Origin of the sequence: Streptomyces sp. SAJ15 (assembly GCF_007595705.1) — a bacterium.
GTDB lineage: Bacteria > Actinomycetota > Actinomycetes > Streptomycetales > Streptomycetaceae > Streptomyces.
The window spans coordinates 1-23,177 of record NZ_NISY01000024.1; the positions used below are offsets into that span (position 1 = coordinate 1).

The window sequence follows — 23,177 nt, forward strand, 5'->3', positions numbered from 1 at the left end:
GTACCGGGCATCGGGACGGGCCTGGTGCCGGACGGGGTGTTCAGCGTCTTCGCGCGTTTGCGGGGGCGGGTGGACGGCGCCAGCGAGAAGACCCTGCACGCCCTGGAGCGCGGCGGGCTGGCCGGGGGAGGGTGGGGTAGCCAGCCGGGAATCGTGCCGGGCGCCACCGCTGGCCGGGGGATCTGGCGGGGAGAGGCCCGGCGTGTCGCAGCCCGCACGCTGCTGGGCGCCGTGAACCTACCGGGCAGCGGCCCTTGAAGGTCGTGCCCGGGAGCCGGGGAGAGCTCGACGCTCTCACCCCCTACGCCGTCCCAACCGCCTCCCGCGTCCCGGAACACAAAATATTGACGGAACGTAACTGCTAGATCACCAGTTGTCAGGGGGTTTCGCCAACACCACGGTCTCGAACCCCTCGAAGAACCCCAGCAGAGCCGGATGACCGGCCGTCCGGGTCCCCTGCCTGGATCTGTTCTCGCTGCCCTGGCGCCGGCTGCGGTCCCCGCGCCCGCGGCGCCGCGGGCGGGCTACGGGCTGACGGGCGCTGGCAGCACGCGTTTCCTGGAAGGGCGCCCACGCCCGGCCTGCGAGGGCATCGAGGTCAGCATGGGAGGAGACCAGCAGGGCCAGTTCCTCCGCCCAGGCCCGCAGTCGGCACGGGTCCGGGCAGGCCACGTCGACCAGCGTCCAGTCCTCGCCGTCGGGCCCGCGATCTGCAGGCGACGCCTGCGAACCGTGTTGCGTTAGGAGCTCTAAGCGGGAAAGAGCGAAGGCGAGCGCTCGGCCCGCGGTAGCGCCGGTTGCCGCATCAGATGGTGCTGGTGCGCCTGCGCGAGCTGCAACGACGCACGACGGCTGCGGCTAACCAGACGCTACCTGCCGACCAACGACATCAACCGACAAGACAGTAACGAGAAGAGGTCTCACCATGTGGAACAAGTGCCAGCGCTGCAAGGGCGATGGAAAGTGCACCACCTGCGATGGCTCCGGCTACCGAGGTGTGTGGAAGTGCGACAGCTGCCGGGGCAGCGGCGACTGCAAGGCGTGCGACGGCCGCGGCTGAGCTGACCACCTTGGGATGACCTGCGCTCCCTGAATGAAGGGCTCCCCGCCAGCTCGACCGGCGGGGAGCCCCCAGGCTCGTCTCTCCTGTTCATCGGCGTCCACGTCGGCCGGGTCGAGCAGAGCGCGAACCAGCCCGCCGAAAGCGTGAGTCCCCCGGGGCCGGTGTGCCCGCTCCAGCTCCGTGACCAGCGAATACGCGGTCCTACTCGTGGGGCATCCGGGATTCCCCGCACCGGGGAGCCCTCTGCTCCATCGTCCTCGTCGTCCAGCCTGGGGGCGTCCGGGTCGCGCAGCGGGCGCAGGCCGCGGGCCGGGACGGACAATGCCGGTTTCAGACTGACGGGCACACGGAGGGCGGCGGACGACGGGGGATGGTTGTTCGCCCGTCCACCGGTTGCGGTCATGTTCTAATCGCCGGATGGCGAAGATCGAATCAGGGCTGATACGACGTTGGCTGAGCGGCTGGACCGTGGCTCGCTCCCTGCCCGAGGCCGAGCCGGTCGAGTCAGCTGGGGACGGCCTGCGGTCCAAGTGCGACCAACCCGGCCGTGAGGTCGAGGTGTTCGCGCTGCGTGCGGATGAGGAGCCCGAGTCCTTGGCACGGCTGGCGGCAGCCGTCGCCGCCGCGCAGCAGATCACCTGGCTCACGGTTCCTACGCTGCGCCCAGGCGCCGTCGAAGCCGTCGTCAGCGCTGCCGGACTGGAGTTGCTCCACCGGTCCGAGTGGTTCATGACGACCGATCTGACCGAGCACCCGCAGCACGCGCCCGCCGCGCCGTACGAGCGCGAGGTCCGCACGGAGGGAGCAGTCACGGTCGTCTCCCTCCATGGCCCCTCCGGAGAGGTTGCGGCGCGCGGCGCCATCGCCGTGGTCGGCGCCGATGCGATCGCCGATCGCATCGAGACGGACCCGGCGCACCGCCGACGCGGCCTGGGCCGCGCCATGATGAGCGCTCTGGCGGAGGCCGCCGTGGCCCACGGCGCCCGTACTGGTCTTCTCATTGCCAGTGAGGAAGGCCAGCGCCTCTACTCCTCCCTGGGCTGGCACCACGAAGCCGACGTCCTGATCGCCCAGGGGCCGGTGGTTCCCTCCAACAAGTAGGACGCCCCCGCTTCTTCGCCGCGGCCTCCGGGGTGACCATCGCCGTGTGCCCGCAGTCGGGCTGCTGAGGTCCCAGCAGCGGAACCATCCGCCGCGGCCGCCCGCACAGCTGCCCGACGACTCGCCCAGCAGCGTCGTCGCACTCTCACCGCCCAGCTCGCCGAGCTCAAGCGTCAGCACCGCGACGAGGTCCGGGCCCTGCGACAGGCCCTCGAAGCCGCCCAGAGCGAGAACCTCGAACTGCGACGCCGCCTCGGCCCCGGCATACCGCCCACTCCAAGACCGCCTGACACCGATCTCTTGCAGACGCGTCCGCAAGCGTTCTACCTGCACGAACGGCACCCGTTCACTCGTTTGCCCCGGATACCCTCTGCACCACCCGGTACATGGGCGCGGCGGTAACCCAGCTGCGGGTGAACGATTTCGACGTCCGCGACCAGGACGTGGCCCGCCTCTCGCCGTTCGTACGGCATCACGTCAACATGCTCGGCCGGTACTGGTTCCAGCTGCCCGACCTGCCTGGCGGCCTGCGCCTGCTGCGGGCCCCCGATACCGCCGATGATGGGTAGGAAGGTGCATCAGCATTCTCGGTGGCGGAATTGGTCGTGCGGCTTGGGCTTCGGGCCATACCGGGCACGGGGACAGTGGTGGACCTGGCTCAGATGCCGGGTCCCGGGTTCTGGCTGCCCGCGGCGGTGTTGTCGGTGCCGGTCTCGGTCGGCGGCGCTTCGACGGGGAAGAGGATCGGGCTGATCAGGTACTGCGTGCGGTCGGGTGATGGCTCGTTGGCCAGGTGGGGGGCGATTGCCTCCCGCATCCCGTCGATCATCCCGTGCAGTTCCCCAGGGCTGAGCCAGACGGCATGCTGCCGGTAGCCGACCTGGTCGGCTACCGGGTCGGCTGTGCCGCGGTCGAGATACGCGGTGAATTCGGCAGTCAGGACCGCCAGAGCGGCGGCGAATGCGCTGCGATGGTCGTCGAGCGAGAGTGAATTGGCCGTTGCTGTATTGATCCCCGCGCGGTCGCGGCGCAGCCGGTAGCGGCGCTCGACCGCGCCGCGCACGCGCCGCTCCCGGGCGACTTCCAGGACCCCGCCGGCTGCGAGTAGGTCGACGTGCCGGTAGACCGTGGCCTTCGAGACGTCCCGGATGCGGTCGCACAGGTCGGCGGTGGTCAGTTCCCTACCGCCGCGCATCGCATGAACCACTCGCAACCGCACCGGGTGGGCCAAGAGTTCGAAAGCATCCATCCCTCAATGATCTCACGTCATGCTACCGTTCGCATCCATTGAGAAAGGTTGTGATGGGATGCCCGACGGCTCTGCGACAGAGTCCATGACCGGCCCAGAACTCGCTTGGATGCCACCGCCCTATGCCGAGCCCGACCGCTTCAGCGAGCACGAGGTCACCATCGGCACCGGCCCATTGGCGGTCTCAGGCACGGTGAGCGTCCCCCGCGGGAAGGCGCCCGGCCCCGGCGTTGTGCTGCTCGCCGGTGGCGGACCGTTCGACCGCGACGAGACCAGCGGGCCGAACAAACCACTCAAGGACCTGGCCTGGGGACTCGCCAGCCGCGGGACGACGGTGCTGCGCTTCGACAAGGCGACATACGCCCACCGCGATGTGGCCGCGGCATCGGACCTGACGATGACGCAGGAATACGTACCGCATGCCGTCGACGCGATCGGCCTGCTCCGTAGCCACCGCTCGGTGGACCCCGAGCGGGTCTTCGTCCTCGGACACAGCATGGGCGGCAAGGTCGCCCCCGCCGTCGCCGTCGCCGCACCCACGGTGGCGGGCCTGGTGATCATGGCCGGTGACACACAGCCGATGCAGCACGCCGCTGTCCGCGTCGTCAGCTACCTCGCCACCGTGCTCCCCGACCAGTTCCCACCCGCGGTCATCGAAACCTTCCAGCGGCAGGCCGCCCTGGTCGACAGCGCGGAGCTCACGACCTCGACCCCCGCAGCGGATCTGCCGTTCGGGCTGTCCGCGCCGTACTGGCTCGAACTGCGTGACTACGACCCGGTCGCAATCGCGGCCGGACTCAGCAAGCCGATGCTCATCCTCCAAGGAGGACGCGACTACCAGGTCACCGTCGCCAACGACCTGGTGCGATGGCGGACCGGCCTGGCCGGCCACCCGGAAGCCGATATCCGTGTTTACGAAGCCGACAACCACCTGTTCTTCCCCGGCGCGGGACCATCCACCCCCGCCGAATACGGCACTCCCCAGCATGTCGACCCCGCCGTCATTGCCGACATCGCCCACTGGCTCAGCCACGGCCAGAGATGAGCGTTCGCGCCGACTGTGAGCCAGCGGTCGGCAGCCTCCTGCACCAGCACACTGCCGACCCCGCGTACCAAGGGATGTGCCCCGCTCGCCCTCGCGACAGCGCCGACAGGCCGGGTACCGCCGAATTCAACGCCTGTCGTCGCTCGGCGCGAGCAAACTGGTGACCTCGGCGATCGCCTCTGCGGGAAATAGCGTCGGACGATCTCCGACTTCTTGTGCCGCGACTTGGCCATGAGCATCAGCAGGCTCGCCCCTCTCTCGCCGAGGTGGGTCAGGCCGGAGTGCCGCCACTCGGGCAGATCCCAGCCCGTGCCCGGCCCACCACCGCGGGCGGTCTGTTTCGTCCACAGCATCCGGGCCTGCCCGTACGAAGTCCGGCGGGGTGAGCCGCTTTGCCCAGGCAAGGGCCGCGGAAGGCGACCGCCTGGCGGCGGCCAGCCTCCTGACAACCCTCCTGAGCGGCGCCCTGGCCCCTACCTCAGTGGGCGGCCAGCCGGTCGGCGCCGCACGCCGGGCACGCCTTCGCCCCGGGCCGGCGCAGCGCGCGGGCGGCCTGGGCGGTGGTCAGCTCGGCGGGGCCCTGGATGGTGAAACAGCTGGAGTGGTGGACGATCGTGCGCGGCGGCGCATCACGGGGCCGGCGGGGCTCCTCGACCGACCAGCGCTCGGCGTCGGTCTCTACCGGCGCCGGGGACTCGCTGGGCCGCGACGGCCGCCGCAGGCGCGGGCGATTGTTGCCACCGCATGGGTGCGTGGGCGTAGGGTTCCCATTCGTACATGCGTTGGTCGCGGTGGATGACGATGAGGTCGGCTGCGGTGCCGGCGGGTGCCGGGGAATAGCGGCGAGGGCCCTTTGGGTTCACCGCCTTCGGGCGTACAGTCGGTGCCTACTTGAAGGGGCACTCGCCACCACTGGCCACTGCCCCTTCTCTTTGTCCCGTTCACGGCAAGGTGTGCGGGCCCTACTGTTCTCGCTCTCCCGCCATCCGGCGCCTACTCGGCGACTCCGAGCACGGTGGCCGCGACGGCGCCGCGACGGACCCCGCCGGACGGCTACCGCCGCGCCATCGAAGCCCACCGTGCTGCCGCGCAGCCGTCTGCGCTCGATCACGGCAGGATAGGTCAGCGCTGGCGTGCTGGGCGCTGGGGCGGGTTCAGACGGTCCGGCATGTGGCTGGAGTGCTGCTGGACTGGGTACGCCTCCGCGTGCCACGTTTCGAAGCTGCTGGGGACCCGGCTTCGAGGAGGGCTGGAAATGCTGGTGACGGAGTTCAGCACGGAGGTCGTGGAAGCGCCGGAACGGTTCGCGCTGTGGAAGGAAGCCACAGCGCAGTTGCCGTGCAACCGGCTGCGGAGCAACGATCGCGACGACTTCAGAGCCAAGGTACGCGTTTTGGGCCTGGGCGAGGTCAAGGTGTGCGCGGCGGCCTTTCCGCATCTGGAAGTCATGCAGACAGCGAAGATGATCCGGTAGGCCGACCCCGAGGTGTATTTAATCAACTACTTTCTTGGTGATGGGAAGGGGACCTTCTCCCAGGCCGGGGTGACACGGCGTTGCGTGCCCGTGACGTCGTGGTGCTGGACAGTAGCCGCCCTTACCACGCCCAACGCCACAACCTGCCGGACGGCTTGTCTCAATTCACCGTGCAGTGTCCTCGCCAGATGCTGCCGCTGCCGGAGAAGACGGTGCAGAGCCTGCTCGCCGTCCCGATCAGCGGGCGCGGCGGCATGGGCGGAGTGTTCACCCGCTGGCTGGCCGACCTCAACGCGCGCGCCGGTGAATTGGCCCCCGCCGACATTCCCACCCTCGCCTCGGTCACCCTGGACCTCCTGGCATCCACACTCGCGCACCACCTGGACGCCGAGAAGGAGCTGACCCCCGAGACCCGCCGGAATGCCCTGCGGACACAGATCAACGCCTTCGTCGAGCAGCACCTCCCCAACCCGGACATGACCCCCCAGACGATCGCGGACGCCCACCACATCTCCCTGCGCCATCTCCAGCAGCTACTCGCTGAGCACGACATATCGCCGGCCGCCTGGATACGCCGCCGTCTGGAACGCTGCCGCCTCGACCTGGCCAATCCCCGCCTGAACGCCCGCCCGATCCAGGCCATCGCCGCTCGCTGGGGCTTCACCGACCCCACCCACTTCAGCCGCCTGTTCCGATCCACCTACGGGATACCACCGCGGGACTACCGAAACCTGCCACCCGCGCCGTGCGCGAATCGTCAACAACCCTGCGCGGAATGACAAGGTCAGCACTATGCCGCCCGGGCACTCTGGGTTCCGAAGGCCTCTCCATCAGGGGAGGGCCAGATGAGTCTCGACTGCCCGGAGCAAGGGCAGTCGTGCCTGCCGCTGCGAGCCGTCGGGATTACACGGCATGCTCCCGGCGTAGTGGCCTACGGGTTTGCGGCAGGCACTCCCACGCACACGTTGAAGGGAGCACGCATGATACTCCGGAAGCTCGTACCCGCCGCGGCTCTGGGCGCTGCGCTCATCAGTGGCTTCGCTGTTCCGGCGCAGGCAGCCACGACAGCAGACCACATCCAGAAGAGCAGTTCCTGCGCCACCTCACAGGCCGCTCGGGCAGCAGCCGCCGAGAAGATCTCCGAAGCAAAGACGCCATCTCCGACCGGTTGCCAGCCCGGCCCCCGCTGGCACTACATCGATGAGTACTTCTGGGCCAGCGACTGCGCCGAAGCCGGCAGCAACGGCATAGAGAGCGGTCATTGGAGGTCGTTCCGGTGCACGTGCGGTGGCGCTTTTTCGGACTATCAGCTCTGGGTGCGCTGACACACGCTCGGGAGCTCGACCCCGGTGCGGGGCTGGTCCTCGTTCCGCCACCGGCATCCCGCCGGATCAGCGAGGGCTGTCACGCCCCTGCGCCGCGCCACTACTGCCGTGCCCGCCTCGGATGCCATGGTGATCATGCTAGGGCCTGACCCATCGGACAGGCCCTGGGCGCCGGACGCGGTGTCCATTGCCTGGCGGAGCAGCTCCACGGTGGAGGCGATCGCGGCTGCCGTCTCCTCGTCGCCAGCCGTGTGGGATGCGTCCTCCAGCAGCACGACGGCGGCCTGGAGGACGCGACGTGGACCGGGACCGTGCGCAGCGCGGCAAGCGCCGCCGTGGCTTGGTCGGCCGGGGTGGCGCTGGCGGTCTGGGGAATTAGGGTGCTGACGCCGCGTCCGAGCGCGCGGGACTGCTGTGAGGGGGGCGTGGTCACGGTGCAAGTCTCCCAGCCCGGTGCGGGGGTGGGCGATGGGGTGCCGTAGCGCGGGTTCGTCAGCATGAACCGCAGGTCCGTGACAGACTCTTTCTCCAGACCCCGGGCCGCCGGCGGCGACACCGGGGCCGCTGCCGCCGGCGTGGTCACCGACCACGCGGCTACGACCCGGCGCCTCGGTCCCCACGTCCTACTGCCCGCCCCACTGAGGCGGAGCGGGCGTTGGCGTGGCGCAGATTCCGAGGCGGGGACGTAAAAACGTCCGTGTTCCCGGCCGGTTGCCGACCGAGAACACGGACACGTGTTCGGGGAATTACTGGATCAACTTTCCCTTGTCGAAGTCTTCGACAAGGCTCGACGCGAAGATTGTCCCGGCCAGCCATCCATCCTTGTCGGGCCCGTCGACCGGAATTACCAGCCGCCTTCGCGTGAGGGGTTCTGGAGCTCCCAGGCTGGTGACGATGGCTTCTGCCCAGATCCCGTGGGTGTCCTCGCGGAAGGTGATCTGCTGCAAGGCAAGAGTGCCTTCATCGGGTCCTCCTGCCAGTTGCGCCTCTACCTCGTCCTTGAATTCCCTGAGGTAGTCCGCGTAGGAGTGCAGCATATCTCTACTGTTTTCAGCATCCACAATCGTAATAGTAGGCGGTGATGATGCCGACAGGGCGGTGATCATGTGAGCGAGAGTCGACGCGCTCCGTGAAGACCACCTTCATCGCGTTCGCGTGGATGTTGCGGAAAGTGTGGCTTCGCAGCTTGCAGGTGATCTTGCTGCCCTTGGTTTCACACTTGCCGCGATCGAGGGTTGAATCGATGTCGGCCTTCATGTTCGACCAGCTGGAGATCTGGCCATCATGCCCGGACTCGATGTGGCGCTTGCCGAAACCGTCGATGCTCCCTGCGTCCTTCTGGCCCTCCCGGAGGGGTGCGTCTTCGCCATCCGGCCCGATGAACGTGGTGTAGATGCTCCAACTAATCGGGTTGGGATTGGTCGCTGCCTGCGCGGGCAGGGCGGATGCTCCTGCAGTGAAGATAGCTGCAGTTGCCGCGACGAGTGCTAAGCGTATGCGGGAAGTGCCGCGCATTGATTCCCCCTTGCGTCGTTACCGTCTTGTTTGCCTATTGGCAGCCCGAAACACCCTTTCAGCTGCACCAGCACAGGGAAAGTAACTATTGAGTCGTAACTGATGGAGCCTCTGCCTGGGCTCCTGTCGATAGGTTCGTCGAGGCAAGGCATGCTGACCAGGGGAGTTTACGTGGAGCGGAGAATCTGTTTACTCACTCTCGCCGAAACTGGAAATTTGCGGCTCGCCACGACTCGGCCATCGTCGACTCCGGTCTGTCCGTACTTCCTCCACGGCCTAGACGGCCAGGCTGCGCACCTGTTCTGCTACGGTGAGTGACCGATGCCTACCAGATCACTACCCTCGGGCGACGATCGCCGTCACCAGCGCGATCAGTAACCCCATGCCGGTCAGGCCGACGATCAGCGGCTGGGTCCAGTCGGGATGACGGTGTGCCAGGTAGACGAGACTGCCGAAAACGATCCCGCCGACCAGGACGAGCAGCAGGATGACGAGCAGTGTGAGCGTGGTCATTTGCGGAGGCTCCCCTTGCCTGCGATAGCACCTGCGGCTCGCCTCTCCCTGTTGACTGTCGGGCATCCGCGGCCGGCGGCACCGGGTGGAGGTCGTCGGCTCTGCCGCGGCGGCGCTGGTTCGCCAGCCACTTGGGCAGCGGCATCGGTGGATCGCTGAAGTGGAGCAGCCGGCGCGGGCCGGTCCGGGTCTGCTTGTGCTGTCCCTCGCCGCGGATGCGGAGAAGCTGGTCGCATCCGCGGCGGGCGGGGTCTTACCGGCTGGTTGAGGCGGCGCAGAGTTCGGCTGCGAGGTCGGGGTCGGGTCTGGGGATTTGGCCGAAGTCGTCGTCGTTGTGGACTTCCAGGCGCCCTACGGCGTCGGCGAGGGGGCTGTTGAAGACTTGCCAGCGGGCGCTGATCTGGGAGGTTGCCTCGGGGTTGAGGGCGCTGAGCAGGGCGTGGAGGTCTTCCAGTTCCTGGATGTCGGCGGCGGGGTCGTGGGGGTTGTCGGTGAGGTCGCCGTCGACGGGTGTGGGTGGGTGGTCGAACCTCCAGTCTCCGCGGTCTTCCCTGTAGAGGGTGGTGGCTTGGGTGTGCCATTGGCTGGCCAGGTGCGGTTCGGCGTGCTGGAGGTGGTGGAGGTAGAGGCAGTGGGCGGCGGTGACGGAGTCGGCGCCGGCGGCGAACTGCCACCAGAACTGGGCGGCCTCGTGCCGGTCGGCCAGGTAGAGCAGGCACGCGAACGCCAGCGCGCCCTGGGGTTCGATGGTGGCGCGGTCGTCGACGAGGAGGGCCATGGCGGCGATCGCCGACCGGTCGCGTACGACGTGGGAGGACAGGGCCTCCAGCTGGCTGGAGGCGCGTGCGTGCAAGGCGGTGCGCCGCACGGGCCAGGCGCCGCCGGCCAGGGCGTCGCGGTCGGCCGCGCCGCTGGTGGTGCGGATCCACTGGGCGCGCTGTTCCATGGCCGAGGCGCGGCCCCAAACCACGCGGCGGGCGATCCGGTCCAGCATTGCCCGCTCGTCGAAGTCGGCGTACTCCTCGGCCAGCACTTCCGCGCCTACCAGCGCCTGGTCGAACGAGTGCCGGCTGGGCTTGCGGTCCATGCTGCTCACACTCCCTCGTTCTCGTTCCAGTCGATTCCCAGCTCACGGGCCAGACGGCGGCGCGCTCCGCGGATGTGGGAGCGGACGGTGGCGCGGGTGATGCCCATGATGTGCGCTACCCGGGGTGTGGTGTAGCCCAGCACAAAGCGGAGGACGACCACGTCGTAGTGGCGCTCCGGCAGTCGGGCGATCGCGGCGTACAGGCCCAGTCGCGACTCCAACGACTCCATGCGCATGCGGGTCACGCCGCGGACCGCCGCGAACGCGGCGGTCTCCACCAGGGCGACTCCGCGGCCGCGCTCTTCGATGCGGCGGCTGATCTCTTCTTTCAGCGCCGCCATGGCGTAGCCGGCCACGCTGGGCTGCTGGAGGGCCAGGCCCCATTCCTGAGCCAGCTGGGTGAAGACGTCCTCCACCACCTGTTCGGCCTCGGTTCGGCTGCCCAGCTGGATGTGGGCGTAGCGCAGGTAGGCGTGTACGTGCTGGGAGTAGAAGGCGCGGAAGTCGACCGGCAGCACGGCCGCCAGGTCCTCACGCACCACCGGCTCTTCCCATGGATCAGGCTGATGCGTCGTCACAGGGCCGGCACCTCCGTACGCTCCACACCGCACCAGGCGGTCGCGGAGCTGAGGCTGTCTGTCATCTTGATCTTTCCTCCCCGTATGCGGGTCGGTGCCAGCAGCCACGCTGGCACCAGGAGCCCTGAACTCCCACTGCCAGCTAATCGGATCTGAACACGTAACGTGCACGAGGCGTGACGCAAAGCGCGCATGGGTCGCGGCACGCGCCCCCAGCAGGGGTCGCGCGCCCCGTATCGATACACGCACCCGCCCGCCGGCATCGCGAGCTACCCATGCCGACCTTCCGTTACCTGCGGCCCCGCTCACCCCTGTCGCCTAGTCCAGGGACCATCGCACCCGCTCGCTGTCGGGGCTGGGAGACTTCTCCGGTGACCACAGCCCCCTCTCAGCAGCCCCGTGACCGCGCGCTCGGCCGCGGAGTCAACAGCCTGATTCCGCAGGCCGCCACGACCACGCCAGCCGATCAGGCCACATCCGCCCTCGCAGGGCTGCGCACCGTCCCGGTTCATGTGGGTGTCCTGCGGGCCGCCGTCGTTCTGCTGGAGGAGGCCTCCCGTACCGCCGACGACGACACGAAAACCGTGATCACGTCCACCGTGGAGCTGCTACACGAGGCGATCGGTAAGACGTGCTCCTAGACCAGAAGATTCAGGTCAGGACTACAAGGCACAGGACCTGGGGTGGCGCGTTGTATCCCCGCAGGGCGCCTCGAGGTTCCTTGCCTGAACAGGCCCGCTCGGCTCACGGTGCCGCCCTGGGCTATCCCGATGCTCCGCCGGACGTCGGCATGACGCCGAGCTGCTGAAGGAAGCCAAGGAGGTCTTTGTCTGACCACTTTTCAGCTAGCTTGCCGTTCTCGATGCGATGAATCACCGTCGCGGTCATCGTGATCGGCTTACCGGTGGCAGGAATGCCCGGGAGATCCTTTTCATGTACTCCGCGGGCCGTCAGCCGAGTGACGACCTTGTCGCCCTCCGCGATCTGGTCTTCGATTGCGTGGGTTCCGGGTGTGGCGTCCCAGAACAGGCGGAACGCCTGCTTGAGCCCCTCGCGACCGGGTGCGAGACCTGGAAACGGTGGTGGCGAGTGGTCCTTGTAGTCTTCGGCCACGAGCTCGTCCATGGCATCCAGATGGCCCTCGTCAATCTCCTGGTAGAAGCGGCGAACCAGCCTCTTGTTCTCCTCTGCGGACACCGGAACCTCTCTACGTGTCGCTTCATGGCGCCGGAACAGCACATACAGCCCGGAGCGTCACCCATCGGCCCCATGTCCATGTCCATGACCTGCCGGCACACCGCGGACATTCACTCAGAAGCGGCTACGCAGGCGACTCCGCGCACCGAATGGCAGGCGACCGTTGCCTGATGTGGCGAGCAAGAGCTCGTCCAGCTCGACGCACCGGCCGCTGCGGACCGTGGCCGCCGACGACCCGGCCGCTGGGCGTCCGCGGCGTCGTCGTCCGCGCCGATCGTGACCGCTTCGCCCTGTGCGAGTGAGTAGAAGACGGTGCCGCTGATCAGCGTGTGAGGAGGCGCTCGGCGCCGCATGCCGGGCACGCCTCCGCCCCAGGGCGGCGAAGGGCCGCGAGGGCCTGGGCGGTGGTCAGCTTGGCCGGGCCCCGAGCGGTGAAGCACCCGTCGCGGTGGACGATCGTCCGCGGCGGCGCATCAGCAGAGCGGCGGGGCTCTTCGACCGACCAGCGCTCGGTGTCGCCGGCGGCGTCCGGCCGCGGGCGAGCGTGTCGGCTGCCGGTCCGGGCACGGGCGATCACTGCGGGGTGCCGCCGGAGCGGCACCCCTTCATACGACACGCCAGGTACAGGTGCCACATGGCTGGCGGGAGCGGTGAAGGTGACGTCCGCCGGCTCGGCCACGTCACGTCCACCGACCTCGGCGCCGGCCCACAGGGCCACCTCACACTCGTAGAACCAGAGCCCCTCCCGGCCCTGCCACCGACGCAGGAGTCGACCGGTGATCTCCTGCCCGTCAGGGAGACGGACACGCACCGGAGGCGCCGATGGACGGCCGACCTGGTCCTCGCCCTGCCCCGTCCCCGAGGGCCCGCGCATGACCGCTACGCCTCCGCGGCTTCGTCGGTCGGCTGCTCGTGGGCGTGTTTGATGGCCATCCTCGCCTCGACCAGGTCCGAGCCCGTCAGCTTGTTCCAGAGGGGATCGCATACGACGGCGACGGTCAGTTCCTTCTCGCGCCCACGCAGAGCGGCGACGGCCTGCTTCTCCTCGTCGGTCCAGCCCGGGGAGGCGGGGCGCTCGGAGCGGCCCCAACGGTCAGCCGGGTCGCTCCAGCCGTCGTGGGGCTCGACGGACCACGGCAGCGAGCTCAGCAGCGCGGACAGCTCGGCCCGGACCTGGTGGAGCTGGAGCTGGGCGTCGCGGAGAGCATCAGGAAAGTCGTACGTTTGAGCCACACCAAAATCATACGCCCGTTCGATTAAGGGCCGGCTCCCAACCGGTGCGACCGTCGACCTTCAAGCAGGTCTCACCGCCTCCACGTATGTGGACGCGGGCGTCTCGGGGTAGGCATTGGGGCGGGTTCCATTCGGACTAACTCCCCTATTTCGAGGGCTAGTTCGTCTCAGAATCCCCTGTTAGGTGTGATCTCACCATGGTGGGATCAACGTCATGAAGAGATTCACTGCGGTGGCCACCACGGTCGTGACCGCGGCGACCTTGCTGGCCGGCACTGCGCACTCCGCGCAGGCCCGACCGGGTCCGGACCCGATGCCTGACTGGGACAAGAGAGTCCACTGCCGGGAGGAGGACCCTGAGGGACGCGACATCGTCACCCGATGGGGCAATGGCGAGCTGGGCTGGAAGCACTTCACCTACCGCCACAACATCCGCAAATGTGGGATCCTCGGCGCGGCCATTCGAGGCAAGGTCGACCGCGACGACCACCACGGGCGCCTGGAATACGACGGCGTCGCCATCAGGACAGGGCCCAAGCCAGCGCAGGTCGATTTCGTTGTCATCGTCCAGTACACGCGTCGCACCAAGGACAAGAGGTACGACGCCGGTAAGGGACAGAAGATCGGCGTCGTCAACGCCTTCTGCCGTAACCAACCGCGCAACAAGTGCCCTGCTTGGATGAACGAGTGACCCACCTCGAAGACGTAGAGCAGCAGGCGGCCGTCAGCCGTCTGCTGCTCTACTACCTGAACGCACCTATCGCCGAGGGCTGCCGCCTGCGCGGAGTCCTGCCCGCCCCCGCCGCCGCACGGATCGCCGTCCACGCCGGCGACGACGAGAGCGGCGCCACCTTCCTCTACGAGATCCCCCACGACACCGTGGCCCCCGCCTTCATCCCCGGCATCCTGCGCACGGCATTGGCCGGAACCCAGCACTACAGCAGCGACGACGTCAGCACCGTCATGGGGATGACGCTCATCCGCCTCCACCCGGAGAAGATCACTCCGGCGCCGGAGCCCGAACAGGAGCAGGCGCTCACCGTCCTGCGCGCCCTGACCGACCCCGGCGACGACGAGAATCCCTTCCTCATCGGCTTCCTCATGAAGGGCCCCAACCTGCTGCGCCTGTACGTGCAGCCTCCCGGCCACTCAGACATCGTCGGGGCCGACATCCGCCTGACCAGCACACCTACCGCGCTGATCGCCTCGCTCCCCACCCTCATCGAGGAAGCCGAGCGGCATCAGCCGGCCCCGGACGATCCACACTGCGACCTGTCCGTGGACCTGACCAACTGGTAGGGCTCAGTGGAGGCGGCCTGATCACCGCCGCATGGTCGAGGCGGAAGGCGTAGAGAAGGGGCTCGGCCAGACGTCGCCCTCGCCGAGCCCCTTCCGCACGGGGGCTTGTCGCCCTATGCCGCGTCGTTGGCCAGCTTGACCGGTCGCTGTCCCAGGTTGACCACAGACCGGGGGAGATCCTCGAGCGAGGTCCGCGCGCCAGGCGGCAAAGAAGCCGCCAGCGGTTGATCCGGCGACCCGCGAAAGCGGCGGAACGGCAGGTCAGAGGACGGCTCCGGGAGCCGAAGGCGCTGTTCGGCGACGGGCGTCCCCGTTCGACGCCGAGCCAGCCAGCCAGGTCCGGGGCCGAACAGGCGGGGTACGGCCCCGTACGGGCGCGATATCGTGGAGGGCCTGATGACCACCGCACATGACCTGGGGGAGCCCCGCGTGGCCGAGGACCGCATCGAGCAGAACGAGATCGACGCGCTGACCCGGCGCGTCGAAGCGGTTGAGGACCGTGTCGAGGCGCTGCAGGTGCAGACTGGCGGCAACTTCGCGGCCGTCATCGAGGGCCAGGCCGCGCTGCGCCGCGAGGTTCGCGACGGATTCACCAAGGTCAACGCTCGCTTCGATGCCCTCGAAGAGAAGATGGACCGGAACCAGGCACAGATCATCGAGCTGCTGTCGGCGCTGGTCGGCAAGGACCCGAACGCCAGCTGATCAGCGCCACAGCCGCTGCGAGATCAAGAGGCGGACAACTTTGCACGTCACACCCAGGTCCTCAATGCCCTGCGCGAGACCCAGGTCGAGCACGGCAAGGTGATCGATACCCACAGCACGGCCCTCGAAGCGCAGAGCCGCACTATGCAGAATGTCGCCGAGCTCCTCGGCCAGCTCATGGTGGGACAGATGTCCATGACCGAGCAGCTGACCCGGATCGAGAGCCGGATCGGCGGGGCCGACGCTCAGAAGAAGTGATCATTTCGGTGACCAGCACCAAACGTCGGAGGCCCGGATCCGCGCGGATCCGGGCCTCCGACGCGTCTGGCACCGGGGCCTGCGCCGCAGCGGCATGGTGCCAGCAGCACTTCTGGCGGCACCGACCCGAGCGCAAGCTCATCTCACTGCGGCGGCATAGCTGCCGCGGAGCTGGAAGGGTTCGGTGGGAATCGTTCCCGCCGAACCCTTCTGCATGCCGCCCGGCATCGGCCGGGCGAAGAAGCCCTCCTTACCCGGTGGTGTCGAGGCGGGCTCGCCGGGCTTGGACGAGCTGGTGCCAGCGGGCGCGGACCGCGTCCTGCCCGTCGAGCCAGGCCGCAGGCGAGGGGTCGGGTGGGACGAGGCCGGCCATGTAGTGGGCGATGTCGACGTAGTACGCGTAGTCGCCAACCTGTGTGAGGTTGCGCAGGTGGGTGATGGAGTCGGTGACCGCGGTCTCGTCGGCGCGCACGGCGTGGTGGAAGCACAGGGCCAGTTCCAGCATGCCCTCGGCGGCGACGAGTCCGGCGACGTCGATCTCGGCCCGCAGGACGTGGGCGCGGTCTTCGATGTTGCGGTCGGTGCCGGCGTCCCGGACGAGGGCGGCGATCTTCGTGGTGAGGGTGGTGGCGCGCAGGTCGAGCCCGGTCAGGAGTTGCTCGGTGAGGTCGAGTTCGTCGTCGGCGAGGTCAGGGTCGGCGAAGGCGAGAGCGAGGGCGCGCTGGGCCTGGCTGGTGGCGCGTTCGCCGGCGATGCCGTGCTGCTCGGCCTCGGTGCGGGCGGCTTCGTATGCGGTGGCGGCGCGGTGCATGTCGCCGTGGGGCCACCAGATGTCGCCGTCGACGCGGTGGTGGCGGCCGGCCCAGCCGAGGGTGCGCGCGGCTTCGTGGGCGGTGGGGAAGTCGCCGTCGATGCGGGCGAGGTGAGCAAGTCCGCGGCGGGCGGCGGGCGCGAGGCGACCGCCGCCTCCCGCGACGAGTCGCATGCCGTGTCGCGAGTCGGTGCTGCGGCCGAGGTCGCGATGGGCCTTGGCGAGGTAGTAGATGGCCATCTCGTGCAGGTCGGCCGGGAGCAGCCTGGTGTTGACGACGGCGGCGAGCCGGCCGGCGGTCCGGTCGCGGTTTTCGTGCTGGCGGCGGGCGAGCGCGCTGAGGAGCTCCACCAGGGCACCTGCCGGTGTCTCCAGGCCGCCGATGACGCCGGGTCGTGCGGGTGGGGCGACCGGCTCCCATACGGAGTCGCTGACATAGGCCCAGGCGGCGTCGGCGAGCCAGCCGAGGTCGAGCCGGAAGTCGCGGGCCAAGGTCAGACCCTGGCGCAGGCAGCCGACCAGCAGCAGCCGGTTCCGCCCGGTGCTGGCGGTCCACTGCTCGCCGAGCGCGGTCAAGGCCCGCTCGGCGGCCTGGCGCCAGTCGCCGGGGCTCCAGCGGTCATCGGTCTGGTCGGCGGCATCCCGGACGGTGGAGCGGATCAGAGCGTGGAGATGGTAGGGCCACAGCCCAAACGGGTTCACCCGGACAAAGGGCCGCTCGATCAGCCGCATCGCCGGCGCCTCCTGCCGCAGGCCGGCTGCCCGGGTGGCCAGCGGCAGGTTGAAGGCGTCGAGCAGGCTGACCGCGCGCAGGACGTGCCGCTCGTCGGGGGTGAGGTCGGAGAGCGTGCGGGCGATCAGCGCGGGGAAGTCGTGGTCGAAGTCGGCCGGGGCCGGCTCGCGACCGGTGCGGCGGATCTCGAGGAACCGCGTCACCGAGAGGTCCAGGTAGAGGGGGAGGCCGTGGGAGCGGTCGGTGATGACCTGGCGGATCCCGCTGGCGATGAGCGGCTGGCCGCCGCGGGCGAGGCGGCGGGCGAGGTAGTCGTCGCAGTCCTCGGGGGAGAAGTCCCCGACCAGCACCTGCCGCCCAGCGCTCCGATGCGCGCCTGCCGTGGTCGCGGTACGGGTGGGTGGGACGACGGCTGAGGCAGCCAGGCCGGGCCAGTACGTGGGCCCGGCGTGGTCGAGCTCGTCATGGAGCTTGGGCTCGGCCCACTGCAGGCGGGACCGGCCGGTGACGACGAAGAACGCGTTCGGCATGAGCCACACCACGCGCTGGACCAGGCGCTCCAGGTCGCGGTTGTAGCGATCTCCGACATCCTCGAATGTGTCCAGCAGGATCACCGGCGTGACGCGCTTGTCCGCCGGGAGCTGGGCGAGCTCCCACGCGAGCAGATGCGGGTAGAACGACAGCGCGTCGACGTCCGGCTCGACTTCCAGCAGGTCCGCGAGCCGGGCACAGCGGGCCAGCGCCCGCACGGTCTGGCGCCGCTCGCGCAGGGCTCGGACGAGTGAGCCGGTGACCTGGCCGATCGCCGTGCCGACGGTGCCGGGCAGCAACAGGGCCTGGGCGACGTCGGCCATGGCGGACTGCATCTGCTGCGGCATCGCCTGTCCGAACCGGCCAGCCAAGCCGCCGCGGCGCAGGTACTCCTCCAGCGGCTCGCCCGGGTGCTGGTGATCCCAGTAGCGGCGCAGCGCCACGTCGAAGGCGGGCAGCGGGCGGCCGAGTTCGGCGAGCGCGGCCCGGATCGTCAGCACCAGCTGCTCGAAGTCGGTTCCGGCCGAACGGGCCAGGTCGATGCGGACGGGTATCAGCCGCTCCCGGGACCAGGCGGGCTCGCCCCACTGTGGCGGCCGCCGCTCTGCGGCAGCGAGCGCTGCCTCCAGTTTCCGTGACAGGGCCGTCTTGCCGATCCCGCCGACACCGTGGAAGACCAGCACGTTGTTGCGCGGGCTCTCCAAGTCCTCGACGTCGAAGGCGGGCTCGGCGGTGTGCCGCAGGTGCGCGACGAGGGCTGCGATGACGAACTCCCACTGCGCCTCGCGGTTGGTGAACGCCTCCACCGCCGTCAAGCTGCGGTCGTTGGTGCTGAACAGCGCCCGCAGATCCCGTTCCATCACGCCCCCTGGTAGATGCTCAACAGTCTCTAACTATGCCCGCCGCGTGTTGGCCTTCGGGGACAGTCCTGATCGGCGGCGCGGCCAGCAGCGGGCACTCCAGTCGGGCTCGTGGTGGTGCCGCAGCCCCGCACCGATAGGAGAATGGCAAGTTCCCTTTTCAAGATCAAAAAGGAAGGTGGCTACCATATGCCTGACGCTCAGGAGCCCGACTTCTCTCAGCTGGGAGACGGAGCCGAGACTGATACGGCACTGGACGCCGTGCGGGCGGTGGCGAACTGGTACACCCAGCAGATCGCCGCCGAGCGCCGCACCCCGCTCCCCGACGAGGAGCGGATGGAGGAACTCAAAGCCGCCCGGCAGGCCGCGCTCGATGACCAAGCGCGCCTGTACGCGGCAAGCCCGGAAGACAAGACCCGGATCGCGCGGGCCTACGCGGCCCGGCTCAAGGAGCTGATGGAGCCGTAGGGCCGACGGGGGAGCGGCAGCGGCCACGCCGTCGGGTGAGGCTGGTCGATCCGGGGCGGCTGCACTCGAGGGGGCATCAGCGGGCGTGCGAGCGCGGCGATGTCATCCAGCTCTCGACGATGTCGGGGCAATGCCCGGTGGAGCGCAGCGTGGAGCTTGAGGAACGCTGTGGCCTCCTGCTCGGTGTAAGGCCGCTGCCGCTCCGCCGCCAGCGCCCACGCCGCCCGCTGCCCGCCGCTTTGTTCCTGCCGGAGCAGGGCCTGGCCGTCGCGGCGGATCACGGTCACGGCCGTGAACGCCGGATGGGAAGCGGCCAGAGCGAGGCTGTCGGCCACACCACGGAAGCACTGGTCGTGCCCGGCCCGGGAGGTGAACCGGCCGCTCAGCCCGAGCTGCTGGGCCCGGGCGTACCGCAGCGCGGTCGCCAGCCGGCTGTCCGCCTCGCGCACAGCGAGGACGACGAGGTCGACTGTGTAGCCGTCGGCGGCGAATGGAAGCGCGCTCGCCAGCAGCTCCGGCGCGCTGCCTGGGGCAGCCTCGATGAGCACGTCGCCGCGTCGGGCTCGTACATAGGTCTCGGCTTCGGTGAACCAGGCGCGGTAGTCGGCGCGGATCGCCGCTCCGGCGTTTCGCGGGTCATCCCTCAGCAGTTGGGAGTAGTCGGGGTGCGAGGCCTTGAAGTCGTCGCCTACCAGCCGTGTTGTTCCCGACCGCATCGCCCGCCGGACCATGGTGGCGGCGTCCGTCTTGCCCGCGCCGGGCTGCCCGATCACGTACACCGCCCGCGGGTCGTCCCGGGGGACGATGCCGTGCAGGTACGACGGCGCGATCAGCTCCTCGAAGATCCACCGGTGTTCCTCGGCCGACAGCCGGTGGTAGTCCACGCCCGGCGCTCGCCGCCTGGGCTGAGCGATACGGCGGACCGGCTCGGCGAGAGCGGCGGCGCGCTCGGCGTCCCGCTGGACGGCCAAGCGCCGGTCCTCATCAGCCAGGTCGCGGTGTAGCCGCTGGTCGGTCCGCGCGAGCTGCCGGCGGAAGACGGCCGTCTCCCGGGCGGTCCACGGCCGCGACCGCTCGTAGGCCACCGCCTTGTTCGCAGCCGGCCGGCGGCGCCAGGCACCGCCGGCGAGCTCGTTGTCGTACAGTACGGTCCCACCCCGCCGGAGCACGGTAACCCTGTCGGCCAGCCGCTCTTCCTCCACGACGGTGAGCGTGGCGAGCATGTTGTGCGCGCAGGTGTCGTGGTTCTCCCACGACACGTACCGCCCACCCGCCTCGGCGGCGGCTTCGGTGAGGAAGCGGTCCAGGATTCCCAGCTGGCTCAGCGCCTCCGGCGTCGCGAGGGCGACCACCTCGACCTGGTAGCCGGCCCGGCGATATGCGGCCGCGGAAGCGCGCAGCTCGTCGGGGTCGGCGAGCGCGGACTCGACCACGGCGTCGAGCTGGCGAGCGCGCACGTACTGCTCAACGCTGGCCTGCCACCGCGTCGTGTCCGGCCGTACGCCCACGCCGGCAGTGCGCACGTCGGTCGCCAGCAGCATCGCGTACTGGGGGTGGGGAGCCTTGTAGAGGTCCCTGCCGATCCGGACGGAGCCGCCACGGTGGTCCAGCGCTGTCTGGACCAGATCGGCGATGTGGGTCTTTCCCGCCCCTGGCTGGCCACCCACGATCACGACGACCGGCCGGGCTTGGGGCACAGCGCGCTTGGTGGCGGCCGGAAGGATCACCCGATGCAGTACCTCGTCGCTCTCGCACTCGGACAGCACGACCGAGGCGACCGTCTGTTCTGTCATCAAGCCCCCGTTTCTTGATCACGACCGAGGTTAGCATAAAACCAGCCATAAAAATGTGGCAAGTCTAGGCGCAAGCTTGCGGTATGGTCTGGAGTGGAGGTGGAGCATGCCGACCGAGGATGAGCTGTTCGCGGCCGTGGACGCGCTGCTGGAGGGCGAGCCGGAGCTGCCGCCCCCGTTGGAGCGTGCGCGGCTGCGAGAGGCGGCCGGTGTCACGCAGAGCCGGCTCGCGCAAGTACTGCAGACGTCGACGCAAACGGTCAGGAACTGGGAAGCCGGACGCGCGGAGCCGCGGCCGCCGCGCCGTCAGGCGTACCAGCGGCTGCTGGACGGCTGGGCAGCCAAGTACCCGAACCCCGCTGACGCCGACCCCGAAGCGGCGCAAGTTCCGAAGACCTTCACCAGCCGGGCCTCGCAAGGGCAGCCGCAAAGGCAGGTGTCTCAGGCTGCGGCCATGGCGCCTGCAGAGAACACTCAGCCCCGCCCCGCCGCCGTTTCCGCCCCGACCGCCACATCACCCACCCCCAGGCCGTCGTCGACCTCGCGCCGACCGGGCGTGCAGAGGGCCGCCCCGGCCTGCACCCCGGCGCCCGTCGGCGCCTACCCACACGGTCCGCTGCTCGTCATCGACGCCGACACCGACCGGACCGTCACCGGCTACGGCATCGGCGGCCTGCTGCTGGACGTGCCCGCCAAGTCCCTGCCCGCACTGGTGGAGTGGACGCTCGCCGAGGCACGGCTCGGCACGGAGAAGCTGCACGGCTCCGGGAAGGACGCCGACCCGCTGCTGGTGCTCACCCCGGCGGCGTGCGAGCGGTACGGGCTGCCCGTGGAGCTGTCCGAGGAGGAGCGGCTCGCCGGGCGGATCCCGGAGAACCACAAGGTCGTCAAGCAACTCGACCGGGCCGACTGGCAACTCACCAAGCGCGGACTCGGGCCGTGGGCGCGCATCTACCGCCCCGCCCAGGGCCGCCGGCGGCAGTGCGTGCAGCTGTGCATCCCGTCGTGGCACGCCCTGGACGACCGCGCCTGGGGGCACGCCGCGCAGTTGGAGCCGGCGGAGCTCGCCCGAGTGCTCAACGTGTACGCGAGCCGGGTGATGACGCCGGTCGGCTCTACCGCCGTGACAGGCTTGGAGCTGATGACCGCACTCAACCCGCCGACCCGCGCGAGCGAGCCGGACGAGAACGGCAAGCGGCACCCGGAGCACCGGCCCGGCTCGCTCGGCGTGAAGCCGATGGATCCGGCGCCGTGCGAGGCGACCGACGGACACCCGGTCCTCGCAGATCTGCCCCGCTTCCACGTGCGCGGCCCGGAGGAGAAGCTGTTCGAGGAGGCGTACGACTGGGCGCGCGAGCTCACCGACGAGGAGTGCATGCGGCGCTACCTGGTCGGCATCGACGTCAACCTCGCCTTCGGCGCGGCCGCGAACGGCGCGGTCGTCGGTCTCGCGTCGCCGCCGGTGCACATCACGAACCCGGTCTTCGACCCGGCGCTGCCCGGCGCTTGGCTGGTCGACCTCTCCCACGTCGACCTCTCCCGCGTCCTGGTCGGCAAGCAGTGGCGCCGGCTCCAGGGCGACCTGCTGCCCAGCCCGTTCACGCCGACCGGCGAGCGCCCGACGGGACCTGCCTGGTACGCGACGCCGACCGTGGCGTACGCGGTGGAGCTCGGCTACGACGTCGCCCCGCTCGAAGCCTGGGTGCGCCGGGAGAAGGGCAAGTTCCTCGACGGCTGGTACAAGCGGCTGCGTGACGCGTACGTCCACACCATGGGCGACCTCGGCGTTGACGAGAAGCTGCCTCCGGCGGAGTTCCTGGCGGCGATGGACGGCTACAAGCAGCGTGACCCCGAGCTGGCGATCGTCCTGAACGCAATCAAGATGACCACCAAGGGCGGCATCGGCAAGCTGCGGGAGAAGGCCCGCGGTGGCGGCTGGCGTCCGGGGCAGGCGTGGCCGGCCCTCGCCCGGCCGACCTGGCGCCCCGACATCCGGGCGGTCGTCATCTCCCGCGCCCGGATCAACATGCACCGCAAGATGGTCGCCCTCGCCGCGGCGACCGGGCAGTATCCGGTCGCGATCCTCTCCGACTGCGCGGTCTACGCCGCCGACGGCCCCTCCCCGTTGGACGTCTTGCCGTACGACGGCGACGGCAAGACCGTGCCCGGATCGTTCCGGCTCGGGGTGTCGCCCGGGATGGTCAAGCACGAGGGCACCCAGACCGTGCTGTGGGGCGCGGAGGTGCACGAGCAGCTGAACAGCGACGGCAAGGTCGCCAACCTCGCCCGCTACATCAAGGACGGCCAGGTCACCGCCAGGGACAACGGAGAATAGGAGAGGG

General features: G+C 69.5%; 24 protein-coding genes and 2 pseudogenes. 13 read left to right on the plus strand and 13 right to left on the minus strand.

Annotation, left to right across the window (positions count from 1 at the left end; translation table 11 throughout):
• From CD790_RS35070 to CD790_RS33115, 3 genes and pseudogenes are all read left to right on the plus strand, one after another.
• Positions 1–258, plus strand: a 258-nt coding sequence (locus tag CD790_RS35070) for a hypothetical protein (protein WP_186319382.1), incomplete at its 5' end; no start/stop codon positions are given.
• A 1,222-nt stretch (positions 259–1,480) separates the two neighbouring features.
• On the plus strand, positions 1,481–2,164 hold the full coding sequence (locus tag CD790_RS33110) for a GNAT family N-acetyltransferase (protein ID WP_144387102.1): 684 nt from the start codon (positions 1,481–1,483) through the stop codon (positions 2,162–2,164).
• A gap of 368 nt (positions 2,165–2,532) precedes the next feature.
• A pseudogene (locus CD790_RS33115) lies at positions 2,533–2,733 on the plus strand (Tn3 family transposase); the annotation flags it as partial.
• Positions 2,734–2,822: 89 nt separating this feature from the next.
• On the opposite strand, the gene CD790_RS33120 reads toward CD790_RS33115, so the two are convergent.
• Positions 2,823–3,413, minus strand: a complete 591-nt coding sequence (locus CD790_RS33120; RefSeq protein WP_144387103.1) for a helix-turn-helix domain-containing protein — start codon at positions 3,411–3,413, stop codon at positions 2,823–2,825.
• A 109-nt stretch (positions 3,414–3,522) separates the two neighbouring features.
• Between CD790_RS33120 and CD790_RS33125 the strand changes: the two genes are divergently transcribed.
• A complete protein-coding gene (locus CD790_RS33125) occupies positions 3,523–4,458 on the plus strand; it encodes a S9 family peptidase (RefSeq protein ID WP_260868078.1) in 936 nt (311 codons plus the stop codon).
• Positions 4,459–4,584: 126 nt separating this feature from the next.
• On the opposite strand, the pseudogene CD790_RS36460 reads toward CD790_RS33125, so the two are convergent.
• Together CD790_RS36460 and CD790_RS37060 are read right to left on the minus strand one after the other, a co-directional pair.
• Positions 4,585–4,868, minus strand: a pseudogene (locus CD790_RS36460) (site-specific integrase); the annotation flags it as partial.
• Between the two features lie 68 nt (positions 4,869–4,936).
• The gene (locus CD790_RS37060; protein WP_222108343.1) at positions 4,937–5,296 is read right to left on the minus strand and encodes a DUF6233 domain-containing protein; all 360 of its coding nucleotides are present in this window, start codon (positions 5,294–5,296) and stop codon (positions 4,937–4,939) included.
• A gap of 417 nt (positions 5,297–5,713) precedes the next feature.
• On the opposite strand from CD790_RS37060, the gene CD790_RS36465 reads away from it, so the two are divergent.
• From CD790_RS36465 to CD790_RS33140, 3 genes are all read left to right on the plus strand, one after another.
• The gene (locus CD790_RS36465) at positions 5,714–5,932 is read left to right on the plus strand and encodes a hypothetical protein (RefSeq protein ID WP_260868079.1); all 219 of its coding nucleotides are present in this window, start codon (positions 5,714–5,716) and stop codon (positions 5,930–5,932) included.
• Positions 5,933–6,012: 80 nt separating this feature from the next.
• Entirely contained in the window at positions 6,013–6,711 is a 699-nt protein-coding gene (locus tag CD790_RS33135; protein ID WP_260868080.1) for a helix-turn-helix domain-containing protein, read from the plus strand.
• A gap of 201 nt (positions 6,712–6,912) precedes the next feature.
• Complete coding sequence (locus tag CD790_RS33140; protein WP_144387105.1) at positions 6,913–7,257, plus strand: hypothetical protein; 345 nt, start codon at positions 6,913–6,915, stop codon at positions 7,255–7,257.
• A 746-nt stretch (positions 7,258–8,003) separates the two neighbouring features.
• On the opposite strand, the gene CD790_RS33150 is transcribed toward CD790_RS33140, so the two are convergent.
• From CD790_RS33150 to CD790_RS33165, 5 genes are all read right to left on the minus strand, one after another.
• Positions 8,004–8,294, minus strand: coding sequence for a hypothetical protein (locus CD790_RS33150; RefSeq protein ID WP_186319383.1), 291 nt, complete (start codon positions 8,292–8,294; stop codon positions 8,004–8,006).
• 13 nt (positions 8,295–8,307) lie between these two features.
• Positions 8,308–8,772, minus strand: coding sequence for a hypothetical protein (locus CD790_RS33155; protein WP_144387107.1), 465 nt, complete (start codon positions 8,770–8,772; stop codon positions 8,308–8,310).
• A gap of 336 nt (positions 8,773–9,108) precedes the next feature.
• Positions 9,109–9,285, minus strand: coding sequence for a hypothetical protein (locus CD790_RS35075; RefSeq protein WP_186319384.1), 177 nt, complete (start codon positions 9,283–9,285; stop codon positions 9,109–9,111).
• Positions 9,286–9,538: 253 nt separating this feature from the next.
• On the minus strand, positions 9,539–10,381 hold the full coding sequence (locus CD790_RS33160; protein ID WP_144387108.1) for a hypothetical protein: 843 nt from the start codon (positions 10,379–10,381) through the stop codon (positions 9,539–9,541).
• Positions 10,378–10,950: an RNA polymerase sigma factor gene (locus CD790_RS33165; RefSeq protein ID WP_144387109.1), complete on the minus strand. Its 573-nt coding sequence runs from the start codon at positions 10,948–10,950 to the stop codon at positions 10,378–10,380. Before CD790_RS33165 ends, CD790_RS33160 begins: the two co-directional genes overlap by 4 nt.
• A gap of 371 nt (positions 10,951–11,321) precedes the next feature.
• Between CD790_RS33165 and CD790_RS33170 the strand changes: the two genes are divergently transcribed.
• Positions 11,322–11,591, plus strand: coding sequence for a hypothetical protein (locus tag CD790_RS33170; RefSeq protein WP_144387110.1), 270 nt, complete (start codon positions 11,322–11,324; stop codon positions 11,589–11,591).
• Positions 11,592–11,712: 121 nt separating this feature from the next.
• Here CD790_RS33170 and CD790_RS33175 read toward each other — a convergent pair whose 3' ends face one another.
• The 3 genes from CD790_RS33175 to CD790_RS33180 form a co-directional block, all read right to left on the minus strand.
• Complete coding sequence (locus tag CD790_RS33175; RefSeq protein WP_144387111.1) at positions 11,713–12,147, minus strand: ester cyclase; 435 nt, start codon at positions 12,145–12,147, stop codon at positions 11,713–11,715.
• A 322-nt stretch (positions 12,148–12,469) separates the two neighbouring features.
• Entirely contained in the window at positions 12,470–13,132 is a 663-nt protein-coding gene (locus CD790_RS37065; protein ID WP_399218648.1) for a DUF6233 domain-containing protein, read from the minus strand.
• Positions 13,027–13,380 (minus strand): hypothetical protein, encoded by a 354-nt coding sequence (locus CD790_RS33180; protein ID WP_144387112.1) that lies wholly within the window; start codon positions 13,378–13,380, stop codon positions 13,027–13,029. The genes CD790_RS37065 and CD790_RS33180 overlap by 106 nt, the downstream gene beginning before the upstream one ends.
• Positions 13,381–13,594: 214 nt before the next feature.
• On the opposite strand from CD790_RS33180, the gene CD790_RS33185 reads away from it, so the two are divergent.
• The 3 genes from CD790_RS33185 to CD790_RS33195 all read left to right on the plus strand — a co-directional run bounded on the left by CD790_RS33185 (position 13,595) and on the right by CD790_RS33195 (position 15,381).
• On the plus strand, positions 13,595–14,071 hold the full coding sequence (locus CD790_RS33185) for a hypothetical protein (protein WP_144387113.1): 477 nt from the start codon (positions 13,595–13,597) through the stop codon (positions 14,069–14,071).
• The gene (locus CD790_RS33190) at positions 14,068–14,679 is read left to right on the plus strand and encodes a hypothetical protein (RefSeq protein WP_144387114.1); all 612 of its coding nucleotides are present in this window, start codon (positions 14,068–14,070) and stop codon (positions 14,677–14,679) included. Before CD790_RS33185 ends, CD790_RS33190 begins: the two co-directional genes overlap by 4 nt.
• 396 nt (positions 14,680–15,075) lie before the next feature.
• Complete coding sequence (locus tag CD790_RS33195) at positions 15,076–15,381, plus strand: hypothetical protein (protein WP_144387115.1); 306 nt, start codon at positions 15,076–15,078, stop codon at positions 15,379–15,381.
• A 508-nt stretch (positions 15,382–15,889) separates the two neighbouring features.
• On the opposite strand, the gene CD790_RS33200 is transcribed toward CD790_RS33195, so the two are convergent.
• Entirely contained in the window at positions 15,890–18,574 is a 2,685-nt protein-coding gene (locus tag CD790_RS33200) for an ATP/GTP-binding protein (protein ID WP_260868081.1), read from the minus strand.
• Positions 18,575–18,763: 189 nt separating this feature from the next.
• Here CD790_RS33200 and CD790_RS33205 point away from each other — a divergent pair, with 189 nt between their 5' ends.
• Complete coding sequence (locus CD790_RS33205; RefSeq protein ID WP_144387117.1) at positions 18,764–19,042, plus strand: hypothetical protein; 279 nt, start codon at positions 18,764–18,766, stop codon at positions 19,040–19,042.
• Here CD790_RS33205 and CD790_RS33210 read toward each other — a convergent pair.
• Positions 19,006–20,835 carry a zeta toxin family protein gene (locus CD790_RS33210; RefSeq protein WP_186319385.1) on the minus strand — a complete coding sequence of 610 codons (1,830 nt, stop codon included), beginning with the start codon at positions 20,833–20,835 and terminating at the stop codon, positions 19,006–19,008. The two genes, CD790_RS33205 and CD790_RS33210, sit on opposite strands and share 37 nt — an antisense overlap.
• A gap of 106 nt (positions 20,836–20,941) precedes the next feature.
• Between CD790_RS33210 and tap the strand changes: the two genes are divergently transcribed.
• The gene (tap, locus tag CD790_RS33215) at positions 20,942–23,170 is read left to right on the plus strand and encodes a telomere-associated protein Tap (RefSeq protein ID WP_144387118.1); all 2,229 of its coding nucleotides are present in this window, start codon (positions 20,942–20,944) and stop codon (positions 23,168–23,170) included.
• The last annotated feature ends 7 nt before the right edge of the window (positions 23,171–23,177 follow it).

Bases quoted from the DNA above. Each gene is read 5' to 3' on its own strand.
- CD790_RS33150 (WP_186319383.1), bottom strand. From the start codon at position 8,294: ATGCTGCACTCCTACGCGGACTACCTCAGGGAATTCAAGGACGAGGTA.
- CD790_RS33185 (WP_144387113.1), top strand. From the start codon at position 13,595: ATGAAGAGATTCACTGCGGTGGCCACCACGGTCGTGACCGCGGCGACC.
- CD790_RS33210 (WP_186319385.1), bottom strand. From the start codon at position 20,835: ATGACAGAACAGACGGTCGCCTCGGTCGTGCTGTCCGAGTGCGAGAGC.
- tap (WP_144387118.1), top strand. From the start codon at position 20,942: ATGCCGACCGAGGATGAGCTGTTCGCGGCCGTGGACGCGCTGCTGGAG.
- CD790_RS33195 (WP_144387115.1), top strand. From the start codon at position 15,076: ATGACCACCGCACATGACCTGGGGGAGCCCCGCGTGGCCGAGGACCGC.
- CD790_RS33120 (WP_144387103.1), bottom strand. From the start codon at position 3,413: ATGGATGCTTTCGAACTCTTGGCCCACCCGGTGCGGTTGCGAGTGGTT.
- CD790_RS33140 (WP_144387105.1), top strand. From the start codon at position 6,913: ATGATACTCCGGAAGCTCGTACCCGCCGCGGCTCTGGGCGCTGCGCTC.
- CD790_RS37065 (WP_399218648.1), bottom strand. From the start codon at position 13,132: ATGCGATCCCCTCTGGAACAAGCTGACGGGCTCGGACCTGGTCGAGGC.
- CD790_RS33205 (WP_144387117.1), top strand. From the start codon at position 18,764: ATGCCTGACGCTCAGGAGCCCGACTTCTCTCAGCTGGGAGACGGAGCC.
- CD790_RS33200 (WP_260868081.1), bottom strand. From the start codon at position 18,574: ATGGAACGGGATCTGCGGGCGCTGTTCAGCACCAACGACCGCAGCTTG.
- CD790_RS36465 (WP_260868079.1), top strand. From the start codon at position 5,714: ATGCTGGTGACGGAGTTCAGCACGGAGGTCGTGGAAGCGCCGGAACGG.
- CD790_RS33110 (WP_144387102.1), top strand. From the start codon at position 1,481: ATGGCGAAGATCGAATCAGGGCTGATACGACGTTGGCTGAGCGGCTGG.
- CD790_RS33155 (WP_144387107.1), bottom strand. From the start codon at position 8,772: ATGCGCGGCACTTCCCGCATACGCTTAGCACTCGTCGCGGCAACTGCA.
- CD790_RS35075 (WP_186319384.1), bottom strand. From the start codon at position 9,285: ATGACCACGCTCACACTGCTCGTCATCCTGCTGCTCGTCCTGGTCGGC.
- CD790_RS33125 (WP_260868078.1), top strand. From the start codon at position 3,523: ATGCCACCGCCCTATGCCGAGCCCGACCGCTTCAGCGAGCACGAGGTC.